Annotated in this window: 24 protein-coding genes; 15 read left to right on the top strand and 9 right to left on the bottom strand. The window is 69.6% G+C overall.

All coding sequences use genetic code 11. The annotated features are described in order from the left end of the window. Window positions 1-8: 8 nt before the first annotated feature. Both ASC46_RS10945 and ASC46_RS10940 read right to left on the bottom strand, forming a co-directional pair. Entirely contained in the window at window positions 9-905 is an 897-nt protein-coding gene (locus tag ASC46_RS10945) for an omptin family outer membrane protease (RefSeq protein ID WP_055459329.1), read from the bottom strand. Window positions 906-1,100: 195 nt separating this feature from the next. Continuing rightward, window positions 1,101-1,526, bottom strand: coding sequence for an Lrp/AsnC family transcriptional regulator (locus ASC46_RS10940; RefSeq protein WP_019404000.1), 426 nt, complete (start codon window positions 1,524-1,526; stop codon window positions 1,101-1,103). A 142-nt stretch (window positions 1,527-1,668) separates the two neighbouring features. Between ASC46_RS10940 and rocF the strand changes: the two genes are divergently transcribed. The 4 genes from rocF to sugE all read left to right on the top strand — a co-directional run bounded on the left by rocF (window position 1,669) and on the right by sugE (window position 5,557). After that, window positions 1,669-2,658 carry an arginase gene (rocF, locus tag ASC46_RS10935; RefSeq protein WP_082464802.1) on the top strand — a complete coding sequence of 330 codons (990 nt, stop codon included), beginning with the start codon at window positions 1,669-1,671 and terminating at the stop codon, window positions 2,656-2,658. Next, window positions 2,655-3,866 carry an ornithine--oxo-acid transaminase gene (gene rocD / locus ASC46_RS10930; protein ID WP_055459327.1) on the top strand — a complete coding sequence of 404 codons (1,212 nt, stop codon included), beginning with the start codon at window positions 2,655-2,657 and terminating at the stop codon, window positions 3,864-3,866. The genes rocF and rocD overlap by 4 nt, the downstream gene beginning before the upstream one ends. Window positions 3,867-4,125: 259 nt before the next feature. Further along, window positions 4,126-5,061 (top strand): bifunctional Delta(1)-pyrroline-2-carboxylate/Delta(1)-piperideine-2-carboxylate reductase, encoded by a 936-nt coding sequence (gene lhpI / locus ASC46_RS10925; RefSeq protein WP_055459326.1) that lies wholly within the window; start codon window positions 4,126-4,128, stop codon window positions 5,059-5,061. 172 nt (window positions 5,062-5,233) lie between these two features. Further along, entirely contained in the window at window positions 5,234-5,557 is a 324-nt protein-coding gene (gene sugE / locus ASC46_RS10920; RefSeq protein ID WP_055459325.1) for a quaternary ammonium compound efflux SMR transporter SugE, read from the top strand. 168 nt (window positions 5,558-5,725) lie between these two features. Here the strand turns inward: sugE and ASC46_RS10915 are convergent, their stop codons facing one another. Next, complete coding sequence (locus tag ASC46_RS10915; protein ID WP_055459390.1) at window positions 5,726-6,400, bottom strand: LutC/YkgG family protein; 675 nt, start codon at window positions 6,398-6,400, stop codon at window positions 5,726-5,728. A 31-nt stretch (window positions 6,401-6,431) separates the two neighbouring features. Next, window positions 6,432-7,868, bottom strand: a complete 1,437-nt coding sequence (locus ASC46_RS10910) for a LutB/LldF family L-lactate oxidation iron-sulfur protein (RefSeq protein WP_055459324.1) — start codon at window positions 7,866-7,868, stop codon at window positions 6,432-6,434. Window positions 7,869-8,109: 241 nt separating this feature from the next. On the opposite strand from ASC46_RS10910, the gene ASC46_RS10905 reads away from it, so the two are divergent. Next, window positions 8,110-8,856: a carbonic anhydrase gene (locus ASC46_RS10905; RefSeq protein ID WP_055459323.1), complete on the top strand. Its 747-nt coding sequence runs from the start codon at window positions 8,110-8,112 to the stop codon at window positions 8,854-8,856. 346 nt (window positions 8,857-9,202) lie between these two features. Here the strand turns inward: ASC46_RS10905 and ASC46_RS10900 are convergent, their stop codons facing one another. After that, window positions 9,203-10,009, bottom strand: a complete 807-nt coding sequence (locus tag ASC46_RS10900; RefSeq protein ID WP_055459389.1) for a (Fe-S)-binding protein — start codon at window positions 10,007-10,009, stop codon at window positions 9,203-9,205. A 199-nt stretch (window positions 10,010-10,208) separates the two neighbouring features. Between ASC46_RS10900 and ASC46_RS10895 the strand changes: the two genes are divergently transcribed. After that, on the top strand, window positions 10,209-11,477 hold the full coding sequence (locus tag ASC46_RS10895; protein WP_096335357.1) for a DUF3422 family protein: 1,269 nt from the start codon (window positions 10,209-10,211) through the stop codon (window positions 11,475-11,477). A gap of 64 nt (window positions 11,478-11,541) precedes the next feature. Here the strand turns inward: ASC46_RS10895 and ASC46_RS10890 are convergent, their stop codons facing one another. Next, window positions 11,542-12,462 carry a LysR family transcriptional regulator gene (locus ASC46_RS10890; RefSeq protein WP_055459322.1) on the bottom strand — a complete coding sequence of 307 codons (921 nt, stop codon included), beginning with the start codon at window positions 12,460-12,462 and terminating at the stop codon, window positions 11,542-11,544. Window positions 12,463-12,772: 310 nt separating this feature from the next. Here ASC46_RS10890 and ASC46_RS10885 point away from each other — a divergent pair, with 310 nt between their 5' ends. The 5 genes from ASC46_RS10885 to ASC46_RS10865 all read left to right on the top strand — a co-directional run bounded on the left by ASC46_RS10885 (window position 12,773) and on the right by ASC46_RS10865 (window position 18,508). Continuing rightward, window positions 12,773-14,209, top strand: a complete 1,437-nt coding sequence (locus ASC46_RS10885) for an FAD-linked oxidase C-terminal domain-containing protein (RefSeq protein ID WP_245280525.1) — start codon at window positions 12,773-12,775, stop codon at window positions 14,207-14,209. Beyond that, window positions 14,206-15,426 carry a glycolate oxidase subunit GlcE gene (glcE, locus tag ASC46_RS10880; RefSeq protein ID WP_055459320.1) on the top strand — a complete coding sequence of 407 codons (1,221 nt, stop codon included), beginning with the start codon at window positions 14,206-14,208 and terminating at the stop codon, window positions 15,424-15,426. The genes ASC46_RS10885 and glcE overlap by 4 nt, the downstream gene beginning before the upstream one ends. Then, complete coding sequence (glcF, locus tag ASC46_RS10875) at window positions 15,427-16,746, top strand: glycolate oxidase subunit GlcF (protein ID WP_055459319.1); 1,320 nt, start codon at window positions 15,427-15,429, stop codon at window positions 16,744-16,746. 149 nt (window positions 16,747-16,895) lie between these two features. Beyond that, window positions 16,896-17,561 carry a DUF1326 domain-containing protein gene (locus ASC46_RS10870; protein ID WP_055459318.1) on the top strand — a complete coding sequence of 222 codons (666 nt, stop codon included), beginning with the start codon at window positions 16,896-16,898 and terminating at the stop codon, window positions 17,559-17,561. Continuing rightward, window positions 17,558-18,508 (top strand): DUF2182 domain-containing protein, encoded by a 951-nt coding sequence (locus tag ASC46_RS10865; RefSeq protein WP_096335356.1) that lies wholly within the window; start codon window positions 17,558-17,560, stop codon window positions 18,506-18,508. Before ASC46_RS10870 ends, ASC46_RS10865 begins: the two co-directional genes overlap by 4 nt. On the opposite strand, the gene ASC46_RS10860 is transcribed toward ASC46_RS10865, so the two are convergent. Beyond that, complete coding sequence (locus ASC46_RS10860) at window positions 18,509-18,964, bottom strand: nucleoside deaminase (protein WP_055459316.1); 456 nt, start codon at window positions 18,962-18,964, stop codon at window positions 18,509-18,511. Window positions 18,965-19,173: 209 nt separating this feature from the next. Here ASC46_RS10860 and ASC46_RS10855 point away from each other — a divergent pair, with 209 nt between their 5' ends. The 4 genes from ASC46_RS10855 to ASC46_RS21610 all read left to right on the top strand — a co-directional run bounded on the left by ASC46_RS10855 (window position 19,174) and on the right by ASC46_RS21610 (window position 22,004). After that, the gene (locus ASC46_RS10855) at window positions 19,174-20,715 is read left to right on the top strand and encodes a pseudouridine synthase (protein ID WP_082464801.1); all 1,542 of its coding nucleotides are present in this window, start codon (window positions 19,174-19,176) and stop codon (window positions 20,713-20,715) included. An 11-nt stretch (window positions 20,716-20,726) separates the two neighbouring features. Then, a complete protein-coding gene (rsmD, locus tag ASC46_RS10850; protein WP_055459314.1) occupies window positions 20,727-21,317 on the top strand; it encodes a 16S rRNA (guanine(966)-N(2))-methyltransferase RsmD in 591 nt (196 codons plus the stop codon). A 265-nt stretch (window positions 21,318-21,582) separates the two neighbouring features. Beyond that, the gene (locus ASC46_RS21855; protein ID WP_276200504.1) at window positions 21,583-21,708 is read left to right on the top strand and encodes a hypothetical protein; all 126 of its coding nucleotides are present in this window, start codon (window positions 21,583-21,585) and stop codon (window positions 21,706-21,708) included. Between the two features lie 134 nt (window positions 21,709-21,842). After that, entirely contained in the window at window positions 21,843-22,004 is a 162-nt protein-coding gene (locus ASC46_RS21610; RefSeq protein ID WP_210165989.1) for a hypothetical protein, read from the top strand. A 448-nt stretch (window positions 22,005-22,452) separates the two neighbouring features. Here the strand turns inward: ASC46_RS21610 and mutL are convergent, their stop codons facing one another. Then, window positions 22,453-24,288: a DNA mismatch repair endonuclease MutL gene (gene mutL / locus ASC46_RS10845; RefSeq protein ID WP_055459313.1), complete on the bottom strand. Its 1,836-nt coding sequence runs from the start codon at window positions 24,286-24,288 to the stop codon at window positions 22,453-22,455. Between the two features lie 79 nt (window positions 24,289-24,367). Continuing rightward, window positions 24,368-25,693 (bottom strand): glucose-6-phosphate isomerase, encoded by a 1,326-nt coding sequence (locus tag ASC46_RS10840; RefSeq protein WP_055459312.1) that lies wholly within the window; start codon window positions 25,691-25,693, stop codon window positions 24,368-24,370. Between the last annotated feature and the right edge of the window lie 113 nt (window positions 25,694-25,806).

The following is a 25,806-nucleotide window of genomic DNA, read 5'->3' as shown; positions in this document are numbered from 1 at the left end:
GCGCGGCGTCAGAACGAGGCCTTGAGGCCCACCGTCAGGGTGAGGGCGGAGAGATCCCCGCTCTGGGAGGCTGCGACCGTGCCGCAGCAGGCCCCCTTGATGGTCGCCTTGTCCTTCCTGGCCTCGTAGTACTGGTACTGGGCCTTGCCGGTCAGGGCCAAGGCATCGGTGAGGCGGACTTCACCGCCGATGGTCGCGCCGACCATCCAGGTCTGATAGTCCGCCTCCGAAATATAGTTGCTGTAGTAGATGAAGTTCGGGTCGGCCGTAATGCTGTTCATCCGTGCCCTGTCGCTGGCGAAGACGATGGGGCTGCCGATGACCTCCGCCATGAGCCGGTAGCCACCGCCGTCGTAACCGACGCCGATGCCAATGTACGGCGTATGCCACCACTGGTCGTAGGACGACGAGAGAGGCAGGTCGGACAAGTCGCCGAGCACGTCGTTGAACAGCGCCCGGCTGCCGCGATCCTTCAGTCCAACCCGCAGGTAGCGGTAGCCGGCCAGCCCCGAGAGGGTGAAGCTCGTATCCTGATAGATGTTGATGCCAATGGATGCATCGATCTGATACATCGTCGGCAGCTTGGCCTTGTCGTTGCGCCAGTTCACCCGCGTACGGCAGCCGAGGTCGCAGATGATGGCATCGGTGAAGGAATCGGAGGAATTGCCGGACCATGCCACGGTCCAGCCGGAGAGGCGCAGGTCGAGCCAGTCCCAGCGATAGCCGAGGGTCGCGCCGACGATGCCGGCATTATCGATCTTCCACTTGGTATGGGCGAATTGCTCCCCGCAGCAGTTGTAGGCAGCCTGCTCGACGGTGCCTGTCAGGTAACCAGTGAATACCTCAAGGGAAAAATTTGAGCTGAGCGGCGCCTGTGGGCGTGGCTTTTCCGTAATCCACGGCAAATCGGCTGCGAGCGCTGTGCTAGGAAGAAGTACAACTGCTGCAACACTCGAGAGAAATAGTTTTCTTTCACGTGATGTGAGCACTGAAGCCTCCCGCTGCACCAAGTTCTTTGCAGGCTAGGAGGATTGGCTGAGTCGGTACAATCAGAAGTTGTCTGTTGATATGTTGTGCATATTAAGGCTGCGGATGGGCAGCTAAAGCTCCGTCAGCAGGATATTCGTTTCCGTATGGGTGACGCCCCGGATCGAGCGGATTTCCGTCAGCACGCGGTCGAGCGTCGCGAGGTCGCCGGCGTTGATCTCCACCACCACGTCCCAGCGTCCGTTGGTGGAATAGATGCGCGCCACCTCCGGGATGCGGCGGATGGCGGCGATGACCGGCCGGTTGTCGGTGGCGCGCGCTTCCAGCATCGTCAGGGCCCGTACGGGCACCGTCTCGACGTCGCTGCGCAGCCGCGCGGTGAAGCCGACGAGCACCCCCCGACTCATCAGGCGGTCGATCCGGTTCTGCACCGTCGCGCGCGACACGCCGAGGATGCGCGCCAAGGTTGCCGCCGGCATGCGCCCGTCCTTGCGCAGGAGGTCGATCAGGCGGCGGTCGGTGTCGTCGAGGTCGGCCATCTGGCGAAATGCTCTCTTGTCCTGGCGATACGCTCGCTTGGTGGCATATCGTAACACATTGCTGCCTTTTCGTTAGAGGTCGTGGTCCCCATCCTCTCGCGACGCATCAGCTTCTGGCGAAGGGACGAGGCGGGTGAAGGACATTGCAGGGCCGCGTGACATCGGCCTTCTCGGTATTCCGCTCGAGGCCGGCGGTGCCGTCGCCGGCACGCTGATGGGGCCGGCCGCCCTGCGCACGGCCGGGCTTGCGGCGCGGTTGACGGGGCTCGGCCATCGCGTGCACGACCACGGCGATGTGACGCCGGAGACGGTCGCCGACCATGACCTGCCGGCGGAAATCGCCGCGCGCTGCCGCAGCGCCGGCACCGTCGCGGGCTTCGTCCGCGCTGCCCACGAGCGGGCGCTCTCGATCCTCGAGGCGGGGCAGATGCCGGTCTTCATGGGCGGCGACCACAGCATCTCCATGGGCACGGTGAGCGCCGTCGCGCGCCACTGCGCCGCGACGGGGCGTGACCTCGTGCTGCTCTGGCTCGATGCCCATGCCGATTTCAACACGCCGGCGACCAGCCCGTCCGGCAACATCCACGGCATGCCGGTGGCCATGCTGTGCGGCGACGAGAGCCTGAAGCCGCTCCTCGGCAAGCATCGCTTCCCGCCGCTCGCGCCGGAGAACGTGCATCTCTTCGGCCTGCGCTCGATCGACCAGGAGGAGCGGCGGGCGATCGCGCTCAACGGCCTCGACGGCATCGACATGCGCCTCGTCGACGAGTTCGGCGTCTCGGTGCTGCTGCGCCGCATCCTCGCCGATCTCGATCCGGCGCGGACGCACCTGCACGTCAGCCTCGACGTCGATTTCCTCGACCCCGCGGTGGCGCCGGGGGCCGGCACCCCGGTGCCCGGCGGCGCGACCTATCGCGAGGCCCATCTCGTCATGGAGATGCTGCACGACAGCGGCCTCGTCGGCTCGCTCGACATCGTCGAACTCAATCCCTTCCTCGACGAGCGCGGCCGCAGCGCCGTGGTGCTCGCCGAGCTGACGGCGAGCCTCTTCGGCCGCTCGGTGCTCGATCGTCCCGCCGGCCAGCGCGGCATCGCCCGCGCCGCCGCGACCTTTGCGGAGACCACCTCATGACCATGCTCTCGGCCGATTTCATCGCCCTCGAACAGGCACTCGGCGCCCACAATTACAAGCCGCTCGACGTGGTGCTCGCGCGCGGCGAGGGCGTCTGGGTGTGGGACGTGGAGGGGCGGCGCTATCTCGACTGCCTGTCCGCCTATTCCGCCGTCAACCAGGGGCATTGTCACCCCAGGATCCTCGCCGCCATGGTCGAGCAGGCGAAGAAACTGACGCTCACCTCCCGCGCCTTCCGCAACGAGCAGCTGGCGCTGTTCTACGAGGAGGTCGCGACGCTCACCGGCTCGCACAAGGTGCTGCCCATGAACAGCGGCGCCGAGGCGGTGGAGAGCGCCATCAAGGCCGTGCGCAAGTGGGGCTACGAGGTCAAGGGCGTGCCGGAGGGCCAGGCCGAGGTCATCGTCTGCGCCAACAACTTCCACGGCCGCACCATCACCATCGTCGGCTTCTCGACGGACCCCGACGCGCGCGGCGGCTTCGGCCCCTTCGCGCCGGGCTTCCGCGTCGTGCCCTTCGGCGATGCGGCCGCCTTCGAGGCGGCGATCACGCCCAACACCGTCGGCTTCCTCGTCGAGCCCATCCAGGGCGAGGCCGGCGTCGTCATCCCGCCGGCCGGCTATTTCAAGCGCGTGCGCGAATTGTGCACCACGCACAACGTTACCCTGATCCTCGACGAGATCCAGACCGGCCTCGGCCGCACCGGCAAGCTGCTGGCCGAGGAGCACGAGGGCATCGAGGCGGACGTCACCCTCATCGGCAAGGCCCTGTCGGGCGGCTTCTATCCGGTCTCGGCCGTGCTCTCCAATTCCGAGGTGCTCGGGGTCCTGAAGCCCGGTCAGCACGGCTCGACCTTCGGCGGCAATCCGCTCGCCTGCGCCGTCGCGCGCGCGGCGCTCAAGGTGCTGACGGACGAGGGCATGATCGAGAACTCGGCTGTGCAGGGCGCCTATTTCCAGCAGGCGCTCGCCGGCCTGCGCAGCAACATCATGCGCGAGGTGCGCGGGCGCGGCCTCATGATCGCCGTCGAGCTCCATCCGGAAGCCGGCGGCGCCCGCCGCTACTGCGAGGCCCTGCAGGCACGCGGCGTCCTCGCCAAGGACACGCACGGCGACACCATCCGCCTCGCCCCGCCGCTCGTCATCGGTCGCGAGGAGATCGACTGGGCGATGGAACAGATCGAGCCGGTGCTCACCGGCGCGGTGTGAGGGGAGGGCGCGTCGCGGCGCCCTCGTGCCCCGGATGCGCTGCAGCATGAAATGCTGCGGTGCTGATCCGGGGCTCATTCGTCGCGGGATATACGGCGCCTTCGGCGAGTCCTCACGCTGGTTCCGGGGTCGCATTCCGCTCGCGCTGCATGCGCCCGGGAAACGAGGTCGTGTGTAAAGGCAGGGGCCGACGGCGGTTGCCGCCCGCCGCCGTTTCCGCAAAAGATCGCGTGAGCGTCAACCGGGATTCGATCTGACCATGCAGATGTTTGATGCCGCCGCGGTCCGTGCCGCCCTGCCGTGGCCGGGCCTCATCGCCGCCCTTGAGGAGATGTTCGCCAGAGGCGCCGACGTGCCCCAGCGCCAGAGCCTCACCATCGCGAACCCGAAGGGCGACGACGGCACGCTGCTCCTGATGCCGGCCTGGATCGGCGGCGACAGCATCGGCGTCAAGGCCGTCACCTTCTTCCCGGGCAATACGGCCCTCGGCCTCGCTACCATCAACGCCGCCTACCTCCTCTTCGACGGCGCCGACGGGCGCCTCAAGGGCGTCTACGAGGGCGATGAACTCACCGTCCGCCGCACCGCCGCCGCCTCGGCGGTCGCGGCCAAACGCCTCGCGCGCGCGGATGCGCGGCATCTTCTCGTCGTCGGCACCGGGCAGCTCTCGGCCAACATGGCCGCGGCCCATGCGAGCGTGCGCGCCTTCACCCGCATCGAGATCTATGGCCGTAGCCCCGACAAGGCGGCTCAGGTCGTCGCGGCCCTCGCGGAGGAGGGGCTGACGGCGCAGGTCTGCGAGGACCTCGCTGCAAGCGCCGCGGCGGCGGACGTCATCTCCTGCTGCACGAGCGCGACCCAGCCGGTCGTGCGGGGCGCATGGCTCAAGCCCGGCGCCCATCTCGACCTCGTCGGCGCCTTCAAGGGCGACATGCGCGAGGCCGACGACGAGGCGGTGCGGCGGGCGAGCCTGTTCGTCGACCTGCGCCCCGGCGCCATCCTCGCCGGTGATCTCGCCCAGCCGCTGGCGGCCGGCATCATCGCCGAGAGCGACATCCGCGCCGACCTGAAGGAACTCGTCACCGGCGCCCATCCGGGCCGCACCGGCGAGGACGAGATCACCCTCTTCAAGTCCGTCGGCTATGCGCTGGAGGATCTCGCGGCCGCCCGCCTCATCGCGGGGCAGGCCGGCTGATCACCACGTCCGCCGGCCCTTGACGACCGGCAGTCGGTGTCCCACCTCTCGCGCCGTGGGGACGACCCTGCCCCGGCGCAGGCCGGGTTTTCTCCCGGCCGGGACGACCCTGCCGCCGCCCGGCCCCGATGGCATTCAGCGTCCGGCGGGCACAACGACAGGATCGTGCGTTATGGCTTGGGCCTATCTATTCCTTGCCGGCCTCTTCGAAGTGGGCTGGGCCGTCGGCCTCAAGTTCACGGATGGTTTTAGCCGGCCGCTGCCGACGGCACTCACCGTCGCCTCGATGATCGTGAGCCTCGGCCTTCTCGGCCTCGCCCTCAAGAACCTGCCGCTCGGCACTGCCTATGCTGTCTGGACCGGCGTCGGCACGGTCGGCACGGTGATGCTCGGCATCATGCTGTTCGGCGAGGCCGCCGACGCGCTCAGGCTCGGCTGCATCGGCCTCATCGTCGCCGGCATCGTCGGGCTGAAGCTCGTCACGCCGGCGGCCTGACCTGGGTTAGGGGCGGGGAAGTGCAACCGCTCTCGTCATGGCCGGGCTCGTCCCGGCCAGCCACGCCTTCGACGTCGCGCAGCCTTTAAGGGCGTGGATGCCCGCGACGAGCGCGGGCATGACGTGTGACAAAAGAGCCGCCGGTATCGCGTCCGAGCACCTCCTCCTTCACCCCTCCACGACGACGATATGCACGCGTCGCGGGCCGTGGGCGCCGAGCAGCAGCGTCTGCTCGATGTCGCCTGAACGGGAAGGGCCCGTCACGAAGTTCACGGTGCGCGGCATCTGCCCCTTGCCGTAGGTGAAGCGGATGCGGCCCCACATCTCCTCGTAGTCGCCGGCGAGGTCCTTCGCATTGACGACGACGATGTGATTGTCGGGCAGGAAATTGAGCGTCGTCGGATTGTCCTCGCCCGAGACGAGGACGAGCGTGCCGGATTCGGCGATACCGGCGAAGGCATGGCTGACGCCGTTGAGGTCGCGCCCCTCGCTCGCTCCTCTCGTAATCTCCAGCGCTGTCTCTCCCCACGGCATGCTGGCGAGGCGCGCGTCCGCGCCCATGCGCACCGCGGCCGGCAGGTTGTGGTCGCGCAGATAGTCGGCAACCGCCGCCGGCACCGCATCCGCCGAGGAGACCATGGCGACACTCGCCTGTGCCCGCTCGGCCTCGGCCTTGAACAGGGCGATGCGCTCGGAACCGGTCACCTGACCGCGGCCGGGAATGAGCCCCTTGGGCGCGCGCTCGATGCGGTCGTCGACCGCGTCGCGGCGCGGCGCCTCAGTGCCGGTGACGCCGAGCGAGCGGCGGATATTGGCGAAGATCTCGGCGCGGGCGTTGCTCATGGCGGAATCGTTTTTGGGATTGCCGCTCATCTCAGGCCACCTTCCGGTTGGCGCGCTCCTTGCGCCAGCGCTCCTGGAAGGAGGCGCCCTGCGGGGCGGGGAAGTCGCGATAGCGCGTCCAGCCACCGGCGCCCGGCAGCCAGCGCAGGCGCCCCTTGCCGCCGCCGGCGAAGGCGAGGGCGCGCATGGCAAGGCCGGTCGCGAGCCGGTAGAGCGTCGGCCGCCGGGCGAAGAAGCCCCATACCGAGAGGCCCGAGCGGACGGTGGCCGGTGTCAGATGCCGCTCGAACTCGCGCTCGCGCCAGTGGCGCATCATCTTGGGCAGCGGGATGCGTACGGGGCACACGCTCTCGCAGCGTCCGCAGAAGGTCGAGGCATTGGGCAGGTGCCCGGCCTTGTCGACGCCGATGAGGCTTGGCGTCAGCACGGCGCCCATGGGCCCGGGATAGACCCAGCCGTAGGCGTGCCCGCCGACGGCGTGGTAGACCGGGCAATGGTTCATGCAGGCACCGCAGCGGATGCAGCGCAGCATGTCCTGGAAATCCGTGCCCAGCATCGCCGAGCGCCCGTTGTCGAGGATGACGACGTGGTATTCGCCCGGCCCGTCCGGGTCGCCCGGCCGCCGCGGCCCGGTGGAGAAGGTGGTGTAGACCGACATGTCCTGCCCGGTCGCCGAACGGGCGAGCACGCGCAGGATTTGCGACACGTCCTCCAGCGTCGGCACCAGCTTCTCGATCGAGGCGAGCACGATATGCGCCTTGGGCAGGGTCTGTGTCAGGTCGCCGTTGCCCTCGTTGGTGACGATGATGGAGGTGCCTGTCTCCGCGACGAGGAAGTTCGCGCCCGTGATGCCGACGTCGGCAGCGAGGAAGCGCTCGCGCAGCACCTGGCGCGCCTCGCCGAGGAGCGTCACCGGCTCGGTGAGGTCGCGGTCCTTGTCGAGCCCCTTGTGCACGCGGCGGAAGTCCGACGCCACCTGCTCCTTGGTGAGGTGCACGGCGGGGGCGATGATATGCGAGGGCGGCTCGTTCCTGAGCTGGATGATGTATTCGCCGAGGTCGGTCTCCACCGGCTCCATGCCGAGGCCCTCGAGATGGGCGTTGAGCCCGATCTCCTCGGCGATCATCGACTTGCCCTTGGTGACGGTCTTCGCCTCGAGGCGCCGGCAGATCGCGCCGACGATGTCGCAGGCCTCCTTCGCCGTGCGGGCGAAATGGACATGCCCGCCGGCCGCGGTCACCGCCTGCTCGTAGCGCTCCAGGTAGAGGTCGAGATGGGCGAGGGTGTGGTTCTTGATGTCCCGCGCCGAATCCCGCAACGCCTCGAACTCGGGCAGCCGCTCGGCCGCATGCACGCGCTTGTCGATGAAGCCCTGCCGCACATTGCCCAGCGCCTTCTGCAGCTGCGTGTCGCCGAGCGCCTGATGGGCGTTTTCCTTGAACTTCGGAGAGGTGGGATGAAGCGTCATGTCTTTGTCGTCCCTCGGGCGGTCAGCATATCAGGAGGACGGGTCCCGCGCGTCAAGTGCGACGGGCGAGGCCAATCGCGGTGGGGCAGCGTTTCGCCGGCGCACGCTGCTGTCCTTCCGTGCCCGCCGTGCGAGCAATGGCGGAGCTCCCTGAAGTAGAGTCCGGCAATATCAATCCGGCTATCGCAGAGAAAGTCGCCCTATCCGAATACGATGCTCGTTGATTATTTGGAGATGTTGCATGGACCGCCGTTCTTTCATCAAGGGTTTTGCCGGCCTGGCGCTTTGCCCGGTCTGCGCTGGTGCCGCCGCGGCGGGCGAGCCGCATTGGGGTTATGAGGGCGGCGAAGGGCCGGAATACTGGGGCAAGCTGTCGGAGGAGTTCAGGGCCTGCGCCATCGGCCGCGGCCAATCGCCCATCGATCTCGATCATCCGCAGCGCGCCGATCTGCCGAAGCTCGATCCGCGCTATGCTGCCGGCTTCCCGCGCATCGCCAACAACGGCCATACGGTCCAGATCGATGCGGCACCGGGCAACAGGCTGGTCGTCGGCGAGGATGTCTACGACCTCATCCAGTTCCACTTCCACCACCCGAGCGAGCACCGCCTGCGCGGCAGGCGCTTTCCCCTCGAATGCCACTTCGTGCATCGCGGTACGGACGGCGGCCTCGCCGTGCTCGGTGTTCTCCTGGCGCGCGGGCGAGCCAACGGGGCCTTCGAGACGATCCTGGCGCATGCGCCGCAGCAGGCTGGCGCTTCCGCCGCCCTGACGGGCCTCGATATCTCGGGCCTTCTGCCGGATGCCGGACGCTATGTGCGCTATAGCGGCTCGCTCACGACGCCCCCGTGCAGCGAGGGTGTGGACTGGATCGTGCTTACCACGCCCGTGGAGGTGGCCGAGACGCAGGTCGCCCGCTTCGCGGCGCTCTATCCGAACAACGCCCGCCCCGTTCAGCCGCGCAATCGCAGGATCCTGCGCGAGACGTGACGCGCCAAAGAGGCCGAGCGTCATCCTCGGAACCTTCCGGAAGAGGGACGGGCAACGTGTGGGAGCAAAGGCGAGGCGCAACTTCCGGCGGCAATGGGCAGGCGAGCGGCCGCGCACGACCTCTCGCCTGCCCGGTGGCGGTTTGCCGCTCCCCTCTTGGAGCTTGTGGCCGACAGCCGTCCGCGCGTTGTCTTTGTCGTTATCGCCCGGCCGGTGCAGGATGTGCTCCCGCATCACGCCCATCGATCCGCAGGAATCGAAGACGGCAGCACGGGGCGATGAGGCACCACGGGACGGCATCAGGGGCAATTCGCCTTTAGTCGAATGCGCCGTGGTGTGCGCTGGCTCACGCGCTCCCGCTCCGCTGCGCCGCTGCAGCCGCGATGGGGGCCTCGTCCGTCATGCCCGCGAGCACCTCGGCCACGTGCCGCACCTTCGTCGCCTTGCCTTCGCGGGCGAGCTTGCCCGCCATGTTCATCAGGCAGCCGAGGTCGCCCGCAAGCAGGGTGTCGGCCTCGGAGGCCGCGATGTTCTCCGCCTTCTTCGTCACGATGGCATCGGAGATTTCCCCGTATTTCACGGCGAAGGTGCCGCCGAAACCGCAACAGACGTCGCTCTCCTGCATCTCGACCAGTTCGAGGCCCGCGACCGTCTTCAGGAGCTGGCGCGGCTGGCGGGCGACGCCGAGCTCGCGCAGGCCGGAGCAGGAATCGTGATAGGTCACGCGCCCCTCGTAGCGCGCCTCGACGTGCCGCACCTTGAGCACGTCGACGAGAAAGCTCGTCAGTTCATGGGTGCGGGCGGCGAGATCGCTGGCCCGCGGAAGCCAGTTGGGGTCGTCGTGGAAGAGCTCGGGATAGTGCTTCCTGATCATGCCGGCGCACGAGCCCGAGGGCGCCACCACATAGTCGAAGCCGCGGAAGTTCTCGATGACCTGCTCGGCGAGGGCGCGGGTCGTGCCGCGGTCGCCGGAATTGTAGGCGGGTTGGCCGCAGCAGGTCTGAACCGGCACCTCGACGATGCAGCCGGCATCCTCCAGCAGCTTCACCGCGGCAAAGCCGACCGAAGGCCGCATGAGATCGACGAGGCAGGTGACGAAGAGGCCGACGCGCGGCCCGGGGTGGGCGACTTCGGGGGCGGCTTCGGCAGTCACGGGCGGATGTCCCTCACGTGCGGTCTCCCGGCGGTTCAGCTTCAAGATTTTCTAAACGGTTCGAGAACATGACGAACCGTTGCGCCGGTTGCAAGCGGCCTCGACGCGGGGCACGGCAGCCATCCTGCGGTTGCAGGGCTGCGCGCCGCCGCGCATGCTGGGGCACAGGGCGAGCCGGGATATCTTGGCTGGAGGGGCGATGCAGGAGCATCCGTTACGGGCGGCGGTTCTGGGCGAGATGCATGCGCGGCCCTTCGTGCCGCTCGCGACGCCGGCGCGGCTCATGCATTTCGCCTTCATGGCCGATGCGGCGGCATGCCGCGAGGATCGTGAGCGCCTCGGCGCCTTCTGTCTCGCTCGCGGCGTGGCGGGACCGCAGCCGGATACGCGCTTCCACCACGTGCCCCTGTCCGGCGGCGAACTGCGCTGGGAGCAGCACAGCGAGTTCATCACCTACACCTGGCGCATCGCCTGCGACCACAGGACGCCCTTTGCCGCCGTCGAGCGGCCGCATGCCCCGATGAGCGGGCTCCCCGCCCCGGGCCCGCTGCTCGTCGCGCTCGACCTGCATCTCCTGCCCGAGGCCGCGGCCCTGTCGCTGGAGGACATCTTCGACCGGGCCTCGCTCGCCGCCTCCATCATGGACGGCGGGGCGGCGCTGGCGGCGACGGATTTCCGCCCCGACGAGCGCGGCGCCGTGCGCATCCTGGTGCTCGATCTCGACCTGAGCCCCGCCCGCGCCGGTGCGCTGACCCAGCGGCTCATCGAGATTGAGACCTACCGCACGCTCGCCCTGCTCGGCCTGCCCGAGGCTCAGCGCCTTGCGCCCGGCCTCAGGCAGATGGAGGAGGAGCTCGCGCGCATCACCCGTGCCATGCGCGAGACGGTGGGGGCGACCGCAAACTCCGCCCTGCTCGACGAACTGACGGCGCTCGCTGCCGTCTCGGAGGCCGAATCCGCCTCGTCGAGCTACCGCTTCGGCGCGAGCCGCGCCTATGACCGCATCGTGCAGCAGCGGCTCGACGTCATCGGAGAAGAGCCCTACGAGGGCCTGCCGACCTGGGCCGCCTTCCTCGCCCGACGCCTTGCACCGGCCATGCGCACGGTCCAGACGCTCGAGGAGCGGCAGGCCAACCTCTCGCGCAAGCTCGCCCGCGCGGCGACGCTGCTACGCACGCGCGTCGATGTCGAGATCGAGCAGCAGAACCGGGACCTTCTCGTCGCCATGAACAACCGCACCCGCCTGCAGCTGCGCCTGCAGCAGACGGTGGAAGGACTCTCGGTCGCGGCCATCAGCTATTACGTCGTCGGCCTGCTCGGCTACCTCGCCAAGGGTGCCAAGGAGGCCGGCCTGCCGGTACCGGAGCCGGGCCTTGCCACTGCAGCCGCCGTGCCGCTGGCAGTGCTGGCCGTCTGGCTCGTCGTGCGCCGCATCCGCCGCCGCCATGCGGGGGAGGATCATCCTTGATTGATTGCGTTTGGAAGGCCGCGGCTCATTCCCCTCGCCGCAAGGGGGAGGGGAGAAATGTCGCTCATGCCGCTTCGTCGGGCAGGCCGAGGCCGGCGTCCCAGTAGGGCCGCGGCCCGTAGAGCGCGGCGAGAAAGTCGATGAAGGCCCGCACCTTCGGCTGCAGATGGCGGCGGCTCGGATAGACGGCGTAGATGCCGACCCGGCTCACTCCGCGCCAGCCGGGCAGCACGGCTTCGAGCCGTCCGTCCTCGAGTTCGGGGCCGATGTCCCAGGTCGAGCGCAAGGCGATGCCGATGCCGGCCAGCACCGCCTCGCGCACCACCTCGCTCGAATTGGTCCTGAGCGGGCCGGTGACCTTGATAGAGACGAGGCCCTGCGGCCCCTCGAGCCGCCAATGGTCGGTGTTGTGGGCGAGGAGCGTATGGCGGGCAAGGTCCTCCACGCCCCGCGGCCGCCCGTGCACGGCAAGATAGCCGGGCGTGGCGCAGAGCAGGCGGTGGTTCGGTGCCAGCCGGCGGGCGACGAGGCTCGAATCGGCGAGGTCGGCGATGCGCACGGCAACGTCGAACCCTTCGGCCACCACATCGACGAAGGCGTCCGACAGCTCGAGGTCGACGGTCACGCCCGGGTGCTCGTCGAGGAAGCGCTTGACGTGCGGGGCGATGTGCATGCGCCCGAAGGAAGTCGGCGCCGAGACGCGCAGCACGCCCCGCGCCGTCTCCGCGCCGCTCGTCGCCCAGCCCTCCGCTTCCTCCACCGCGGCGAGGATGGCGACGACCCGCTCGTAGAAGCCCTGGCCGATGTCCGTCAGCGCGATCTGGCGCGTCGTGCGCTGCAGGAGACGCACGCCGAGCCGCTCCTCCAACCGCCGGATGCGCTTGGAGATGACGGCCGGCGACAGGCCGAGCTCGCGGCCGGCCGCCGACATGCCCTTGGCCGCGACGACGCGGGCAAAGACGTCGAGATCGCCGAGATGGTCCACCGCACGCCCCCACTTTTTCTGAAAGCGAAACAATCTTGCTGCTTTCGGTCGCGCTGGCAAAGGATTGTCAATCGATTAAAGTGATTCTCGATAAGGTTTGCTGTGCAGATTGTACGGAGCAGGTGGGCTTGATCCCTCCTCTTGAGGGGAGGGTGGATCGGTCCGAAGGACCGAGACGGGTGGGGCCTAGTCGGGAACGGCGCTCACCGTCTCGGGCGCTTGGCCCCCTCCGTCGCTGCTGTGCAGCGCCACCTCCCCCGTGCGAGGGAGGATCAAGATGGTGCTCTCTCGGGCACGCAGGGAGGATGCCGTGACGACCATCGCTTTTCCCGCGCCGGATGCGGCGGTTCTGGGACGGCGCGAGGCCATCATCGCCGGCCTTGCGCGCCTGTTGCCGGCCGAGGCGGTCATCACCTCCGAGGACGAGCGGCGTGCCTTCGAGACCGATGCGCTCACGGCCTACCGCCAGGTGCCGCTCGCGGTCGTCCTGCCGTCGACGACGGAGGAGGTCGCGGCCGTGCTGCGCTTCTGCCATGCCGAGGGCGTCAAGGTGGTGCCGCGCGGCGCCGGCACCTCGCTCGCCGGCGGCGCGATCCCGCAGGAGGATGCGGTCGTTCTCGGCATCGCCAAGATGAACCGCGTGCTCGACATCGATTTCGTCAACCGCACGGCGCGCGTCCAGGCCGGCATCACCAATCTCGCCATCAGCCAGGCGGTGGCGCACGAGGGCTTCTTCTATGCGCCGGATCCCTCGTCGCAGCTCGCCTGCACGATCGCCGGCAACATTGCCATGAACTCGGGCGGTGCCCACTGCCTCAAGTACGGTGTCACCACCAACAACCTGCTCGGCGTCACCATGGTGCTGCTCGACGGCACGGTGGTGGAGATCGGCGGCGCCCATCTCGACGCGCCGGGCTATGACATGCTCGGCCTCGTCTGCGGTTCGGAAGGCCAGCTCGGCGTCATCACCGAGGCGACCGTGCGCATCCTGCGCCAGGCGGAGGGCGCGCGCCCGGCGCTGATGGGCTTCGATTCGGTGGAGACGGCGGGCGCCTGCGTCGCGGCCATCATCGGGGCCGGCATCATCCCCGTGGCGCTCGAATTCATGGACCGGCCGGCCATCAAGGTGTGCGAGGCCTTCGCCCATGCGGGCTATCCGCTCGACGTCGAGGCGCTGCTCATCATCGAGGTGGAGGGCTCGGAGGCCGAGATCGAGGACGCGCTGAAGCGCATCGTCGCCATAGCCGAGCGCTTCTCGCCCAAGGCGCTGCGTGTCTCGCGCTCGGAGGCCGAGAGCGCCGCCATCTGGAAGGGCCGCAAGTCCGCCTTCGGCGCCATGGGCCGCATCGCCGATTATCTGTGCATGGACGGCACCATTCCGACCGGCCAGTTGCCCCATGTGCTGAAGCGCATCAGCGAGATCTGCACCGGCTACGGCCTCGGCGTCGCCAACATCTTCCATGCCGGGGACGGCAACCTGCACCCGCTCGTGCTCTACGACATCAACAAGCCGGGCGAGCTCGAGAAGGCGGAGGCGGCCGGTGCCGACATCCTCAAGCTCTGCGTCGAGGTGGGCGGCTGCCTCACCGGCGAGCACGGCGTCGGCATCGAGAAGCGCGATCTCATGCGGCACCAGTATTCCGAGGTCGATCTCGTGCAGCAGATGCGCATTCGCGGCGTCTTCGATCCGGCGTGGCTGCTCAATCCGGCCAAGGTCTTCCCGCTCGACGGTCGGGTGGTGCAATGACGCTGCCAAGGTCCGCCACCATCTCCGATACGGTGCTGACGCCCGAGAACGAACAGGAGGCGGCCGCGCTCGTCGCGGCCTGCGCGGCGGCCGCTCGCCCGCTCGCCATCCGCGGCGGCGGCACGAAGGCGGCCGTCGGCCGGCCGGTGAATGCCGAGGCGACGCTGTCGACCAAGGCGCTCACCGGCATCACGCTCTACGAGCCGGCCGAGCTCGTCATCGCCGCCCGCGCCGGCACGCCGCTCGCCGAGATAGAGCGCACGCTGGCGGAGCGCGGCCAGATGCTGCCCTTCGAGCCGGCGGATGCACGCGCGCTGCTCGGCAGCGAGGGCGAGGCGACGGTCGGCGGGCTCGCTGCAACCAATCTCTCCGGTCCACGCCGCATCATGGCCGGGGCCTGCCGCGATGCCATGATCGGCGTGCGCTTCGTCAACGGGCGCGGCGAGGTGGTGAAGTCCGGCGGGCGGGTGATGAAGAACGTTACGGGCCTCGATCTCGTCAAGCTCGCGGCCGGCTCCTGGGGCACGCTCGGGCTGCTGACGGAAGTAACCTTCAAGGTGCAGCCCAAGGCGGAGCGCTTGGCGACCCTCGTCATCGAGGGTCTCGACGATGCGCGCGGTGTGGAGGCGCTCAATGCGGCGCTCGGCTCACCCTTCGAGATCACCGGCGCGGCGCACCTGCCGGCCGGCCTCGGCGGCGAGCGGGCGCGTACTGTCTTGCGCATCGAGGGCTTTTCGCCGTCGGTGGACTACCGTGTGGGCGAACTGCGCCATCTGCTCGCGCCCTACGGTCCGGCCGAGCGCATTGTCGATGCTGGGGAGGCGCGGCGCCTGTGGCAGGATGTGCGCGACGTACGCTTCCTCGCCGAGCCGCAGGCGCATGCCGTCTGGCGGCTGTCTACGGTGCCGACGGCCGGCCCGCGCGTCGTCGCGGCCGTTGCCGGCCTCGCCGAAGCCCGCTTCTTCTACGACTGGGGCGGCGGCCTCGTCTGGCTATCGGTGCGGGCGGAGGGAGACTGCGGGGCCACGATGATCCGCGAAGCGCTTGCCCCGCACGGCGGCCACGCCACCTTGTGGCGCGCGCCGGCCGATATCCGGGCGGCGCTCCAGCCCTTCCAGCCGCTCGCCGCGCCGCTGATGCGCCTGAGCGAGGGCGTGAAGCGCGCCGTCGACCCTGCCGGGATCTTCGAGCCCGGCCGCATGTATGCCGGGATCTAGATGCAGACCAACTTCCGCCCCGAGCAACTGACGACCCCTGAGATGCAGGAATCCGAAAAGATCCTGCGCACCTGCGTGCACTGCGGCTTCTGCACGGCGACCTGCCCCACCTATCTCCTGCTCGGCGACGAACTCGATTCCCCGCGCGGGCGCATCTACCTCATCAAGGAGATGCTGGAGAGCGGCAAGCCGGCGAGTGAGGAGGTAACGAAGCACGTCGACCGCTGCCTGTCGTGCCTGTCGTGCATGACGACCTGCCCCTCGGGCGTCCATTACATGCACCTCGTCGACCACGCCCGCGCCCATATCGAGGAGACCTACCGGCGCCCGTGGCACGACAGGCTGGTGCGCACGCTGCTCGCAGCCGTCCTGCCCTATCCCGCCCGTTTCCGCGCCGCCCTGATCGCCGCGCGCCTCGCAAAGCCCCTGCGCGGCACCGTCGCGCGCCTGCCGGGCGTCGGCGCGAGGCTTTCGGCGATGCTGGAACTCGTGCCCGCCGCCTTGCCGGCCGGGGAGAGCGAATACCGCACCGTCCATCCGGCCGAGGGACCGCGCCGCGGACGGGTCGCCCTGCTGTCCGGCTGCGCCCAGCCGGTGCTCGACCCCGGCATCAACGCCGCCGCCATCCGCCTGCTCAACCGCCACGGGGTTGAGGTGGTGCTGGCGGAAGGGGAGGGCTGCTGCGGCGCGCTCGTCCATCACATGGGACGCGAGGCGGCGGGTCATGCCTTCGCACGGCGCAACATCGACGCCTGGACGCGCGAGATCGAGGAGGGCGGGCTCGACGCAATCATCATCACGGCCTCGGGCTGCGGCACCACGATCAAGGACTATGGCTTCATGTTCCGCAACGATCCGGCCTATGCCGACAAGGCACGCCGGGTGTCGGGGCTCGCGAAGGACATCACCGAATATCTCGCCGCGCTGCCGCTCGCGCCGCAGACCGATGTGGGCAATCTCACTGTCGCCTATCACTCCGCCTGCTCGATGCAGCACGGCCAGCAGATCCGCGAGGAGCCGAAGAAGCTGCTGCGCAAGGCGGGCTTTGCCGTGAAGGACGTGCCGGAAGGCCACATCTGCTGCGGCTCGGCCGGTACCTACAACATCCTGCAGCCCCAAATCGCCGGGCAGCTGCGCGAGCGCAAGGTCGACAACATCGAGAAGACCGGCGCGACCATCGTCGCCACCGGCAACATCGGCTGCATGACGCAGATCGGCAAGGGCTTCGCCGACCGCGGCCGGCCGGTTCCCGTCGTGCATACGGTGGAGCTCATCGACTGGGCGACCGGCGGCCCACGCCCGCGTGCGCTGGCGGGATGAAACCACTTGGGCGCGCAAACCCGGCCTCTCGTTTTCGTTACCGGGTGCCGCCAGTGTTTCGGGCTTCGTCTTGCCGGCTGTCTTCTGTCGCCGGGCACAATTTATGTTAAAATAAATAAAAACTAGAGGGCTGCGACCGGGAGGGTGCGATGGCTGGCGCCGTCGAGTGGTCGATCAGGGCTCGTTTCTTCGTGAACTTCAACTGCGCCCACGACTGCCCCTACCAGTTCGACATGCTGCCTTCTCACGGCCCATGCCGTGGCGTGGCTGCCCTCGAGATCGACGAAGGCCGGTACGGTTCCGTTGCGCTCGACCGTCTCAAGGCCGTCGTCGCCTTCTCCTGGCCTGGCGCCATCAGCGAGGGCGGCGGCCAGGTGCTCACCGTCATCGATGAGCGGGCCGCCCCCGACCAGCGGGCCGCCCTCCTGCGCATCATGAGTGGTGAGGATGCCGGCCCCGGCGCCGATTTTTTCCGGATCTTCGCGGCCACCGTCGACATGCGGCACGGGCCATTGTTCTCGGCCATCGAGTTCGAGATCGATATCGATCAGCGCCGCGCCGCCGTCGTCGTTCCGGGCGTCATCGACAGCCGGGGCGAGCCGCTCCACGACGGGTCGGGCCGTATCCGCCGCGTGCGCGTCGACATGCCGGAGGGTTTCGAGCGCCGGCAGGCCGAGGTCGGGCGCGGCTGGACGCGGATATCCGGCCCCATGCCCATGCGCCTCACGGATGCCCACGGCCTTTTCGCCCGCCTCGCCCTGTCCGCTGACCCTGCCCCTCGCCCCGTCCCGACAGTGGCCGAGAGCGCGCCATGAGCAACGGACGGATGGTCTCCCTCGAGGCCGTGCTGAAGCGCGACAGGGCGGTCGTCATCGCCACCCTCACGGTCATCATCCTCCTCGCCTGGGCCTATCTGGCGTGGCTGGCGGCGGCCATGGATCATCGCGGCGTGGATCACGCCGGCATGGATCATGGCAACATGGACCACACCATGCCCGCCGCGCCGGGCACGGAGGCGCCGACGGGCGGCCACGCCGGCATGGACATGACCGGCACCATGGACAAGACCATCGATAAAACCATGGACATGGGCGGCATGGACATGGGGACGCCGAAGGCGCCGCTCGCACCCGCCCTCGCGCCGTGGCGTCCGGGCGAGGCGGCGCTGATGGCCACGATGTGGTTCGTGATGATGGTGGGCATGATGCTGCCGTCGGCCGCTCCCATGCTGCTGCTCTATGCGCGCGTCGGTCGGCAGGCCGAGGCCTCGGGCAAGCCTTTTGCTGCCACTGGCTGGTTCGCGGGCGGCTATCTCGCCGCCTGGGCGCTGTTCTCGCTTCTCGCCACGACCGCGCAATGGACGCTGCAGAGCCTGGCGCTGCTCACGCCGATGGCGGCGCTGGCGAGCCGCGGCATCGGCGGGCTCGTGCTGATCGCGGCCGGGCTCTACCAGTTCACGCCGCTGAAGGGCGCCTGCCTCAGCAAATGCCGCTCCCCTCTCGCGTTCATCCAGTCGCACGGCGGCTTCCGGCGTGATCCCGGTGGGGCCTTCGCGCTCGGGCTGCGGCACGGCCTCTACTGCATCGGCTGCTGCGTGGCGCTGATGGTTCTCCTGTTCGTCGGCGGCGTGATGAACCTGCTGTGGGTGGCGGGGCTCGCCATCCTGGTGCTCGGCGAGAAGGTGCTGCCGTTCGGCGCCTTGCTGGCGCGCGTGGCCGGTGCGGCCCTTATCGCAGCGGGTGCGTGGCTGCTCGCGACCTGATCAGCGCCGTTCGCGAAAGAAGTCCCTGAGCAGGCGCGCGGCCTCGCTCTCGCGGATGCCGCCGTAGACCTCCGGCGCGTGGTGGCAGGTGGGGGAGGCGTAGAGCCGGACGCCGTTCTCGACGGCGCCGCCCTTCGGATCGCCGGCGCCGAAATAGAGCCGCCGGATGCGCGCGAAGGAGATGGCGGCCGCGCACATGGGGCACGGTTCCAGCGTCACGTAGAGGTCGCAGCCGGTGAGCCGCTCGTCGGCCAGCACGCCGCACGCCTCGCGGATGGCGAGCATCTCGGCATGGGCGGACGGGTCGTTGAGCTCGCGCGTACGGTTGCCGGCGCGGGCGAGCACGAGACCGTCGCGCACGACGACCGCGCCGACCGGCACCTCGCCGCGGGCCGCCGCCGCCTCGGCCTCGGCGAGGGCGATGGCCATCGCATCCGTGCGCGCGCTGTTATTCATGTCGAAGCCTGATGCTCCTCCTCGCTTCGCTGCCTGCACTCTGCTATCACCGCGCCATGAACGACAAGTCTGATGATCATCGCGGCCCGCGCCGCACCGGCGGCAAGGGTCCGGCCGGGAGGGGCCCGGCGGGCAAGAGTTTCGCTGACCGGGGAGCCGGCGGCAGGGCGCCTCGCCACCCCGCCCGTGAGGAGGGCGACCGCCCCCTGATGCGAAAGGCGCGCCCCGGACGCGAGGAAAGGCGCGATGCCGCGCCGCGCCGGCCGGCGCGAGCCGCGGCCCAGCGCGAGGTCCTGCCCGATCGCGACGGGCGCCAGCGCATCGCCAAGATCATGGCACGCGCCGGCGTCGCCTCGCGCCGGGATGCGGAGGAGATCATCCGCGCCGGGCGCGTGGCCGTGAACGGCAAGGCCATCGACACGCCGGCGACGCTGATCGGCCCCGAGGACCGGGTGACGATCGACGGGACGCCGATGCCGACGCGCGAGCGCACGCGCCTCTGGCTCTATCACAAGCCGCGCGGCCTCGTGACGACGGCGCGCGACCCGGAAGGACGGCCGACGGTCTTCGACGCCCTGCCGCAGGATCTGCCCCGCGTCGTCGCCATCGGCCGGCTCGACATCAATACCGAGGGTCTGCTGCTGCTCACCAATGACGGCGGCCTCGCGCGCGTCCTCGCCCATCCCGACACCGGCTGGCTGCGGCGTTATCGCGTGCGCGCCTACGGCGAGACGGACCAGGCGGCGCTCGACCGTCTCGCCGACGGCGTCACCATCGAGGACATGCATTATGGCCCCGTCGAGGCGCGGCTCGAGCGCCAGCAGGGCGACAACGTCTGGCTGACGCTCGGCCTGCGCGAGGGCAAGAACCGCGAGGTCAAGCGCATCCTCGAGCACCTCGGGCTCAGGGTGAACCGGCTCATCCGCGTCTCCTTCGGCCCCTTCCAGCTCGGCGACCTCGGTGAGGGGGCCGTCGAGGAGGTGCGCACGCGCGTACTGAAGGACCAGCTCGGCGACAAGCTGGCGGCGGAAGCGGGAACGGACTTCGAGGCGCCGGTCTTCGCGCCGGACACTGATATCCTCGAGCGGCCGGGGCGAAGCCGCAGGCCGGCGGAAGCCCGCCGCGCCTCCGCGGCGGAGCCGAAGGAGGCTGCACGGCGGGAGGAGACGAAGGGCCGCAGCGTGTGGCGTGCCGACGAGGGCACGAGCGGCCGCGCGCGCCCGCCGCGCCGCGGCGCCGACCCCAGGGCCGAGCGCCAGGCGAGCGCGGAGAAGGAACATGCCCGTGCCGGCCGCATCGCCGATGCCCGCGGCCGCAAGGTGCTGGTCGAGCGCATCGTGAGCCCCGCCGAGGAGCCGGCGCGCGAAGCGCCCCTGCCGCGCCGCCGCGTGCCGGCGGAGGGCGGACGCGCCGGTCGCAGTGGTGCCGACCGGGCATGGACCGAGGACAGGCCGCCGCGTCGTCCCACCGGTGACCGTCCCGCACCGCGCGGCCGCGCCGGCGTGGCCGGGCGGTTCGACAGGAGCGACGAGCGGTCCGACAGGCCGGCTGGCGGAAAGCGGTCGGGCAAGTCCTTCGGAACCAAGTCCTTCGGAACCAAGCCCTTCGGCGGCAAGCCTTCGGGTGCCAGGCCCTCCGGCGGCAAACCCGCTGGCGGCGAGCCGGCCGGTGGAAGGCCCGGCGGCAAGCCCGGCGGGCGTCCGCCGCGTCCCGGCGGCCCGCGCAAGCCGTCCGGCCCGCGCAGGGGCTGAGGGGCGGCGCCATGCGCATCGTCGCCGGGCGGTTCAAAGGCCGCGCGCTCGCCGGACCGAGGAGCGAGGCCATCCGGCCGACCTCCGACCGGCTGCGCGAAGCCCTCTTCAACGTGCTGACCCACGCCTATGACGACCCCGTCGCGGGGGCGCGGGTGCTCGATCTCTTCGCCGGCACCGGCGCCATGGGGCTGGAGGCCGTGTCGCGCGGCGCGGCCTTTGCGCTTCTCGTCGACAACGGCGCCGAGGCGCGGGGCGTGATCCGCGCCAATGTCGACGCGCTCGGCGCTGCCGGATTGACGCGCATCTTCCGGCGCGACGCGACGAAGCTCGGTCCCGCAAAGCCCCTCGAGCCCTTTTCGCTCGTCTTCTGCGACCCGCCCTATGGCAAGGGCCTTGCGGAGCGCGCGCTGACGAGCGCTTGCGAAGGCGGCTGGCTGGCGCCGGACGCGCTGGTGGTCGTGGAGGAGGCAGCATCGTCGCCCTTCGTTCCGCCGGAGGGTTTCGAACTGCTCGAGGAGCGGCAGTACGGCGATACCAAAGCGCTCGTCATGCGCTTTGCCGGCGGGGTCGGGGAATCAGGCAACATCGCGGGCGCGTGAAGCAGCGGCCTCGCGCTCCGAAGGACTTCCAACGACCGCACCGGCGCGTCGCCTCAGGACGAACAGCAAGAAACGACGCACCGGCCGTCGCTGTCCTGCGACGGCCGGCGCGTCGTGCCGGCGTGATCACCGAGGCGGAGCTCGGCTCGGCGGCCGGAAATCGTCCGGAGCGGGATCTGTCCCGCTCCGGAGGAGCAATGTCTTACGCCGAAAGCCTCAGGCCGATGAGGAGCCTCGCGAGGAGGTTGCCGATGTCGTTCTTGTTATGGTGATCGCACTTGTTGTGGCACTTGCGACCATTGCCCTTGCCGAAGAGGTCGGCGAGCTTCTCGGAAAAGTCGCTGAACTCCTTTCTGAAGTTCTCGAGCGTATTCTTGATATCATTCTGTAACTTCTTGAGGCCCTTGTCGTCACAGCCGCAGTTCTTCGGCGGGCACGGCTTGGGCGGCGCCGGCGGGCACTCCGGCTTCGGTGGGCATGGGCCCGGCTTGGGCGGCGCCGGCGGGCACTCCGGCTTCGGCGGGCATGGGCCCGGCTTGGGCGGCGGCGGCGGTGGTGGCGGCGGCGGCGGTGGCGGCGGCGGCGGAGGAGGAGGAGGCGGCGGCGGTGGCGGCGGTGGTGGCGGCGGCGGAGGAGGAGGAGGCGGCGGCGGCGGGCACTTGGGCAGGCACACCGGCGGGCACATGACAGGCGCAGGACGGCAAACTCTGATGCAGCAACCCATGGTAATTTCCTTTCGATTATATGTGTTTGTAATCTTGAAATAGACAAAGAAATTAAGTATTCAAATATTATACATGAAAGTAGAGCGTTTTATTGCGTTATTCGTTCTCATATAAGCAGTATATCGCGCTTCGACGGGGCGGAAACTAGCAGAGATATGTGGTTTGTCCAGACGTTGCTCATGCTCGATTGGGAAATGTATTATTTCCCCATCGGGGAGCTGGCGTGCGAGATGTCGGAGGATCGGCGAACGATCGTCCCTGCGCCAGGGACCGGTGAATGCGGATGGGGCTGGATAAGGCCGCAGGCCGCCGATCGATGTTGCGGCGTTGCCGGTCGTGCACGCGAGGCGGGGACCGACGGCAGGCCCCGGCGGGACCGGTGCCGTCACTGCGATGGAAGCCGATTGTGCTCAGCGGCGGCCGAAGAGGCGTTCGATATCGGCCAGCTTGAGCTCGACATAGGTCGGCCGGCCGTGGTTGCACTGGCCGGAATGCGGGGTCGCCTCCATCTCGCGCAGGAGGGCGTTCATCTCCTCCGCGCGCAGCCTCCGGCCGGAGCGCACCGAGCCGTGGCAGGCCATGGTGGCGAGCACATGGTCGAGGCGCTCTTCGAGCGCGCGCGCATCGCCCCATTCCGTCAGGGCGTCTGCGACATCGCGAACGAGCGGCTTGATCGCCCCGCCGGCGAGCGCCGCCGGCACCTCGCGCACGGCAACGGCGCCGTGGCCGAAGCCCTCGACGACGAGGCCGAGCGCCTCCAGCGTCTCGGCATGGGCGATGAGCCTGTCGGCCTCGACGGGGTCGAGCTCGACGATCTCGGGGATGAGGAGCAATTGCCGCGTGATGCCCGTGGCGGCGCGCTCGCGCTTAAGCCGTTCGTAGACGAGCCGCTCGTGCGCCGCGTGTTGGTCGACGATGACAACGCCGTCTTGGGTCTGCGCGATGATGTAGTTCTCGTGCAGTTGCGCGCGGGCGGCGCCGAGCGGCTGCGCCAGCGCTTCCGCCTCCGGCGTCATGGCATCCGCCCGCGCATCGGCGGACGGCCCGGCGAGGTCGCCCAGCGTCGGCTGTCCCGGTTCGTCGAGCCCGGCGAGCGGGGCCTGCCAGCCGCGCCAGGCGGCGGGGGCCGGCTCGCGCTGCTGCAGCGCGGGGGAGGGGACAGCGCGCGGCAGCACGCCGACAGGCGGTAGGCCGACTGCGGGCCGCACCGCCTCCAATGTCCGCAGGCCCCCGGTGGTCGTCGCCCGGTGGCCGGCGCGCGTGAGCGCCTCCTTCAAGGCGCCGACGACCAGGCCGCGCACGAGGCCACTGTCGCGGAAGCGCACCTCCGTCTTGGCGGGGTGCACATTGACGTCGACGGCGCGCGGATCGCAGGTGATGGCGAGCGCCAGTGCCGGGTGCCGGTCGCGCGGCAGGAAATCCATGTAGGCCCCGCGGATAGCGCCGAGGATGAGCTTGTCGCGCACCGGCCGGCCGTTGACCGTGGTGTGGACATGCGTCGCCGTGCCGCGGTGGTAGGTCGGCAGGCTGACGAAGCCCTCGAGGTCGATGCCCTCGCGGCTCGCCGCGACGGGCAGGGCGTTGGGCGCGAAATCGGGGCCGATGAGGCGCGTGATGCGCCTGAGGCGTGCCTCCGCGTCATCCCCCTCCGCCGGCAGGTCGAGCGGCGAGAGATTGTCGCCGGCGAGCACGAAGCGCACGTTGGGGTGCGCCATGGCGAGGCGCTTCACCGTCTCGGCGACGGCCTGGGCCTCCGCCCTGTCGGTCTTGAGGAACTTGAGGCGGGCCGGCGTGGCGGCGAAGAGGCCGGTGACCTCGATGCGCGTGCCGCGCACGGCGGCGGCGGGCCGCGGCTCGTGCTTGACGCCGGCATCGACCACGATCTCCCAGCCGTGCGGCTCGTCCCGGTGGCGCGTCGTGATCGACAGGCGGGCGACGGCGCCGATGGACGGCAGCGCCTCGCCCCGGAAGCCGAGGGTCGCGATGGCGAAGAGGTCGCCGGTCGGCAGCTTGGAGGTGGCGTGGCGCTCGACGGCGAGGACAAGGTCCTCGCGCGTCATGCCCGCGCCGTCGTCGCTGACGCGGATGAGGCGCCGCCCGCCGGCCTCGATCACCACCTCGATGGTCGCGGCTCCGGCATCGAGCGCGTTCTCGACGAGTTCCTTCACGGCCGCGGCCGGCCGCTCGATCACTTCGCCAGCGGCAATGCGGTCGATCAGGATGGGGTCGAGACGGCGCACCGCCATGGGGATCTTTCGTTGCGCTTCTGGTCCATCGACAAGGCACGGTTCTCCCCTCCCCCTGGTGGGGAGGAGGGGCCCCTCCCTAGCCGCGTCCCTCGGCGAGGTAGCGTTTGGCGAGGATTTTCGCCTCTTCCACCGCCGGCTGGTCGAAGGGGTCGATGCCGAGCGCGAAGCCGGTCAGGATCGTCTCCAGCATGAAGTGCATGAGCAGCGCACCCATGGTGCGCTCGTCGATGCGGTCGACATGGATGTGGCGGACGGGGCAGCCGTTGCGCACGAAGGTGTCTATCATGGCGATGCCCTGCGCCGCCACAAGGTCGCCGATGGTCTTGCCGGCGAAATCGGCCTGGCCAGCCCGCTCCGCGAGCCCGGCGTCGATTGTCGGACCACGGCCGCGCGCGGCCGTAGTGACGACGGTGAAGAGCTTGTCCTTGGGGCCGGCGAGATAGAGCTGCTGCTGGCTGTGCTGGTCGACGGGCCCGAGCGCGGCGACGGGCTGCGTGCCCTTGCCGTCCTTGCCGAGACTCTCGGCCCACAGCTGCACCCACCAGCGGGCGAAGCGCTCGAGCCGGTCCGCATAGCCCATGAAGACGGCGATGGCCTTGCCCTCGAGCGTCGCCGCCACGTTGAGCGCCGCGCCGATGGCGCTCGGCGCCTCGCGCACGTCCCCGCCCGAGATGAAGGGCGCCACCACCTCGGCCGCGCCCGCGCGGATCGCGGCGATATCGAGGCCGAGGGTCGCCGCCGGCAGGAGGCCGACGTTGGTCAGCACCGAATAGCGCCCGCCGACGCCGGTGTGATGGTCGAGGAAGGGCGCGCCCTCCGGCTCCAGCAGGGCGCGCAGGGCATTGCGCTTGCCGCCGTCGACCTGCGGCTCCGACAGGCCGACGAACAGCGATCCGGCCCGCGAGCGCAACCCCTCGCGGTCGAGCGCCGAGAGCACGGCCATGGTCTGCAGCAGCGTCTCGCCCGTGCCGCCGGACTTCGAGACGGCGGCAAAGCGCGTCGTCGCGAGCGGCAGGCGCTCCAAGAGGCTGCCGAAGGTGAGCGGATCGAGATTGTCGAGGAAGTGGATGCGTGGCTTGTCGGCAAAGCGGCCGAGGCCCGGCACGGCATAATCGGCGAGCTGGGCGAGCGTCTGCCCGCCGAGACTCGAGCCACCGGTGCCCAGGATGACGACGTCGCTCGCCCCATCCGCGAGGCGCGCGCCGGCTTGGCGGATGGCCGCGAGGTCTCCGGTCTCACCGGGTACGGAAAGGAGCGGCAGCGTACCTGCCCGGTACTCGCTGGCGAGCCGGCCAGCGGCGGTCTCGACGGCGGCGAGTGCCGCATCGATGGCTGTATCCGGCAGGCCGTTGCCGCCGACGGTGGTGGCGCGGGCAAGATCGATCGACTGGGTGAAGGTCATCGAAGGCCTCTCATGACACGGCTCTTGGGACGGGTCGGCCGGGCGTTGGGCGCCCGGCGAGACTCATCAGGCATGAAGGCGACCATAATGTGCCCGGCTGCGTCGGGCTACCG

It is taken from the genome of Chelatococcus sambhunathii, assembly GCF_001418005.1.
Taxonomy (GTDB): domain Bacteria; phylum Pseudomonadota; class Alphaproteobacteria; order Rhizobiales; family Beijerinckiaceae; genus Chelatococcus_A; species Chelatococcus_A sambhunathii.
This window is presented reverse-complemented; position numbering and strand designations above follow the sequence as displayed.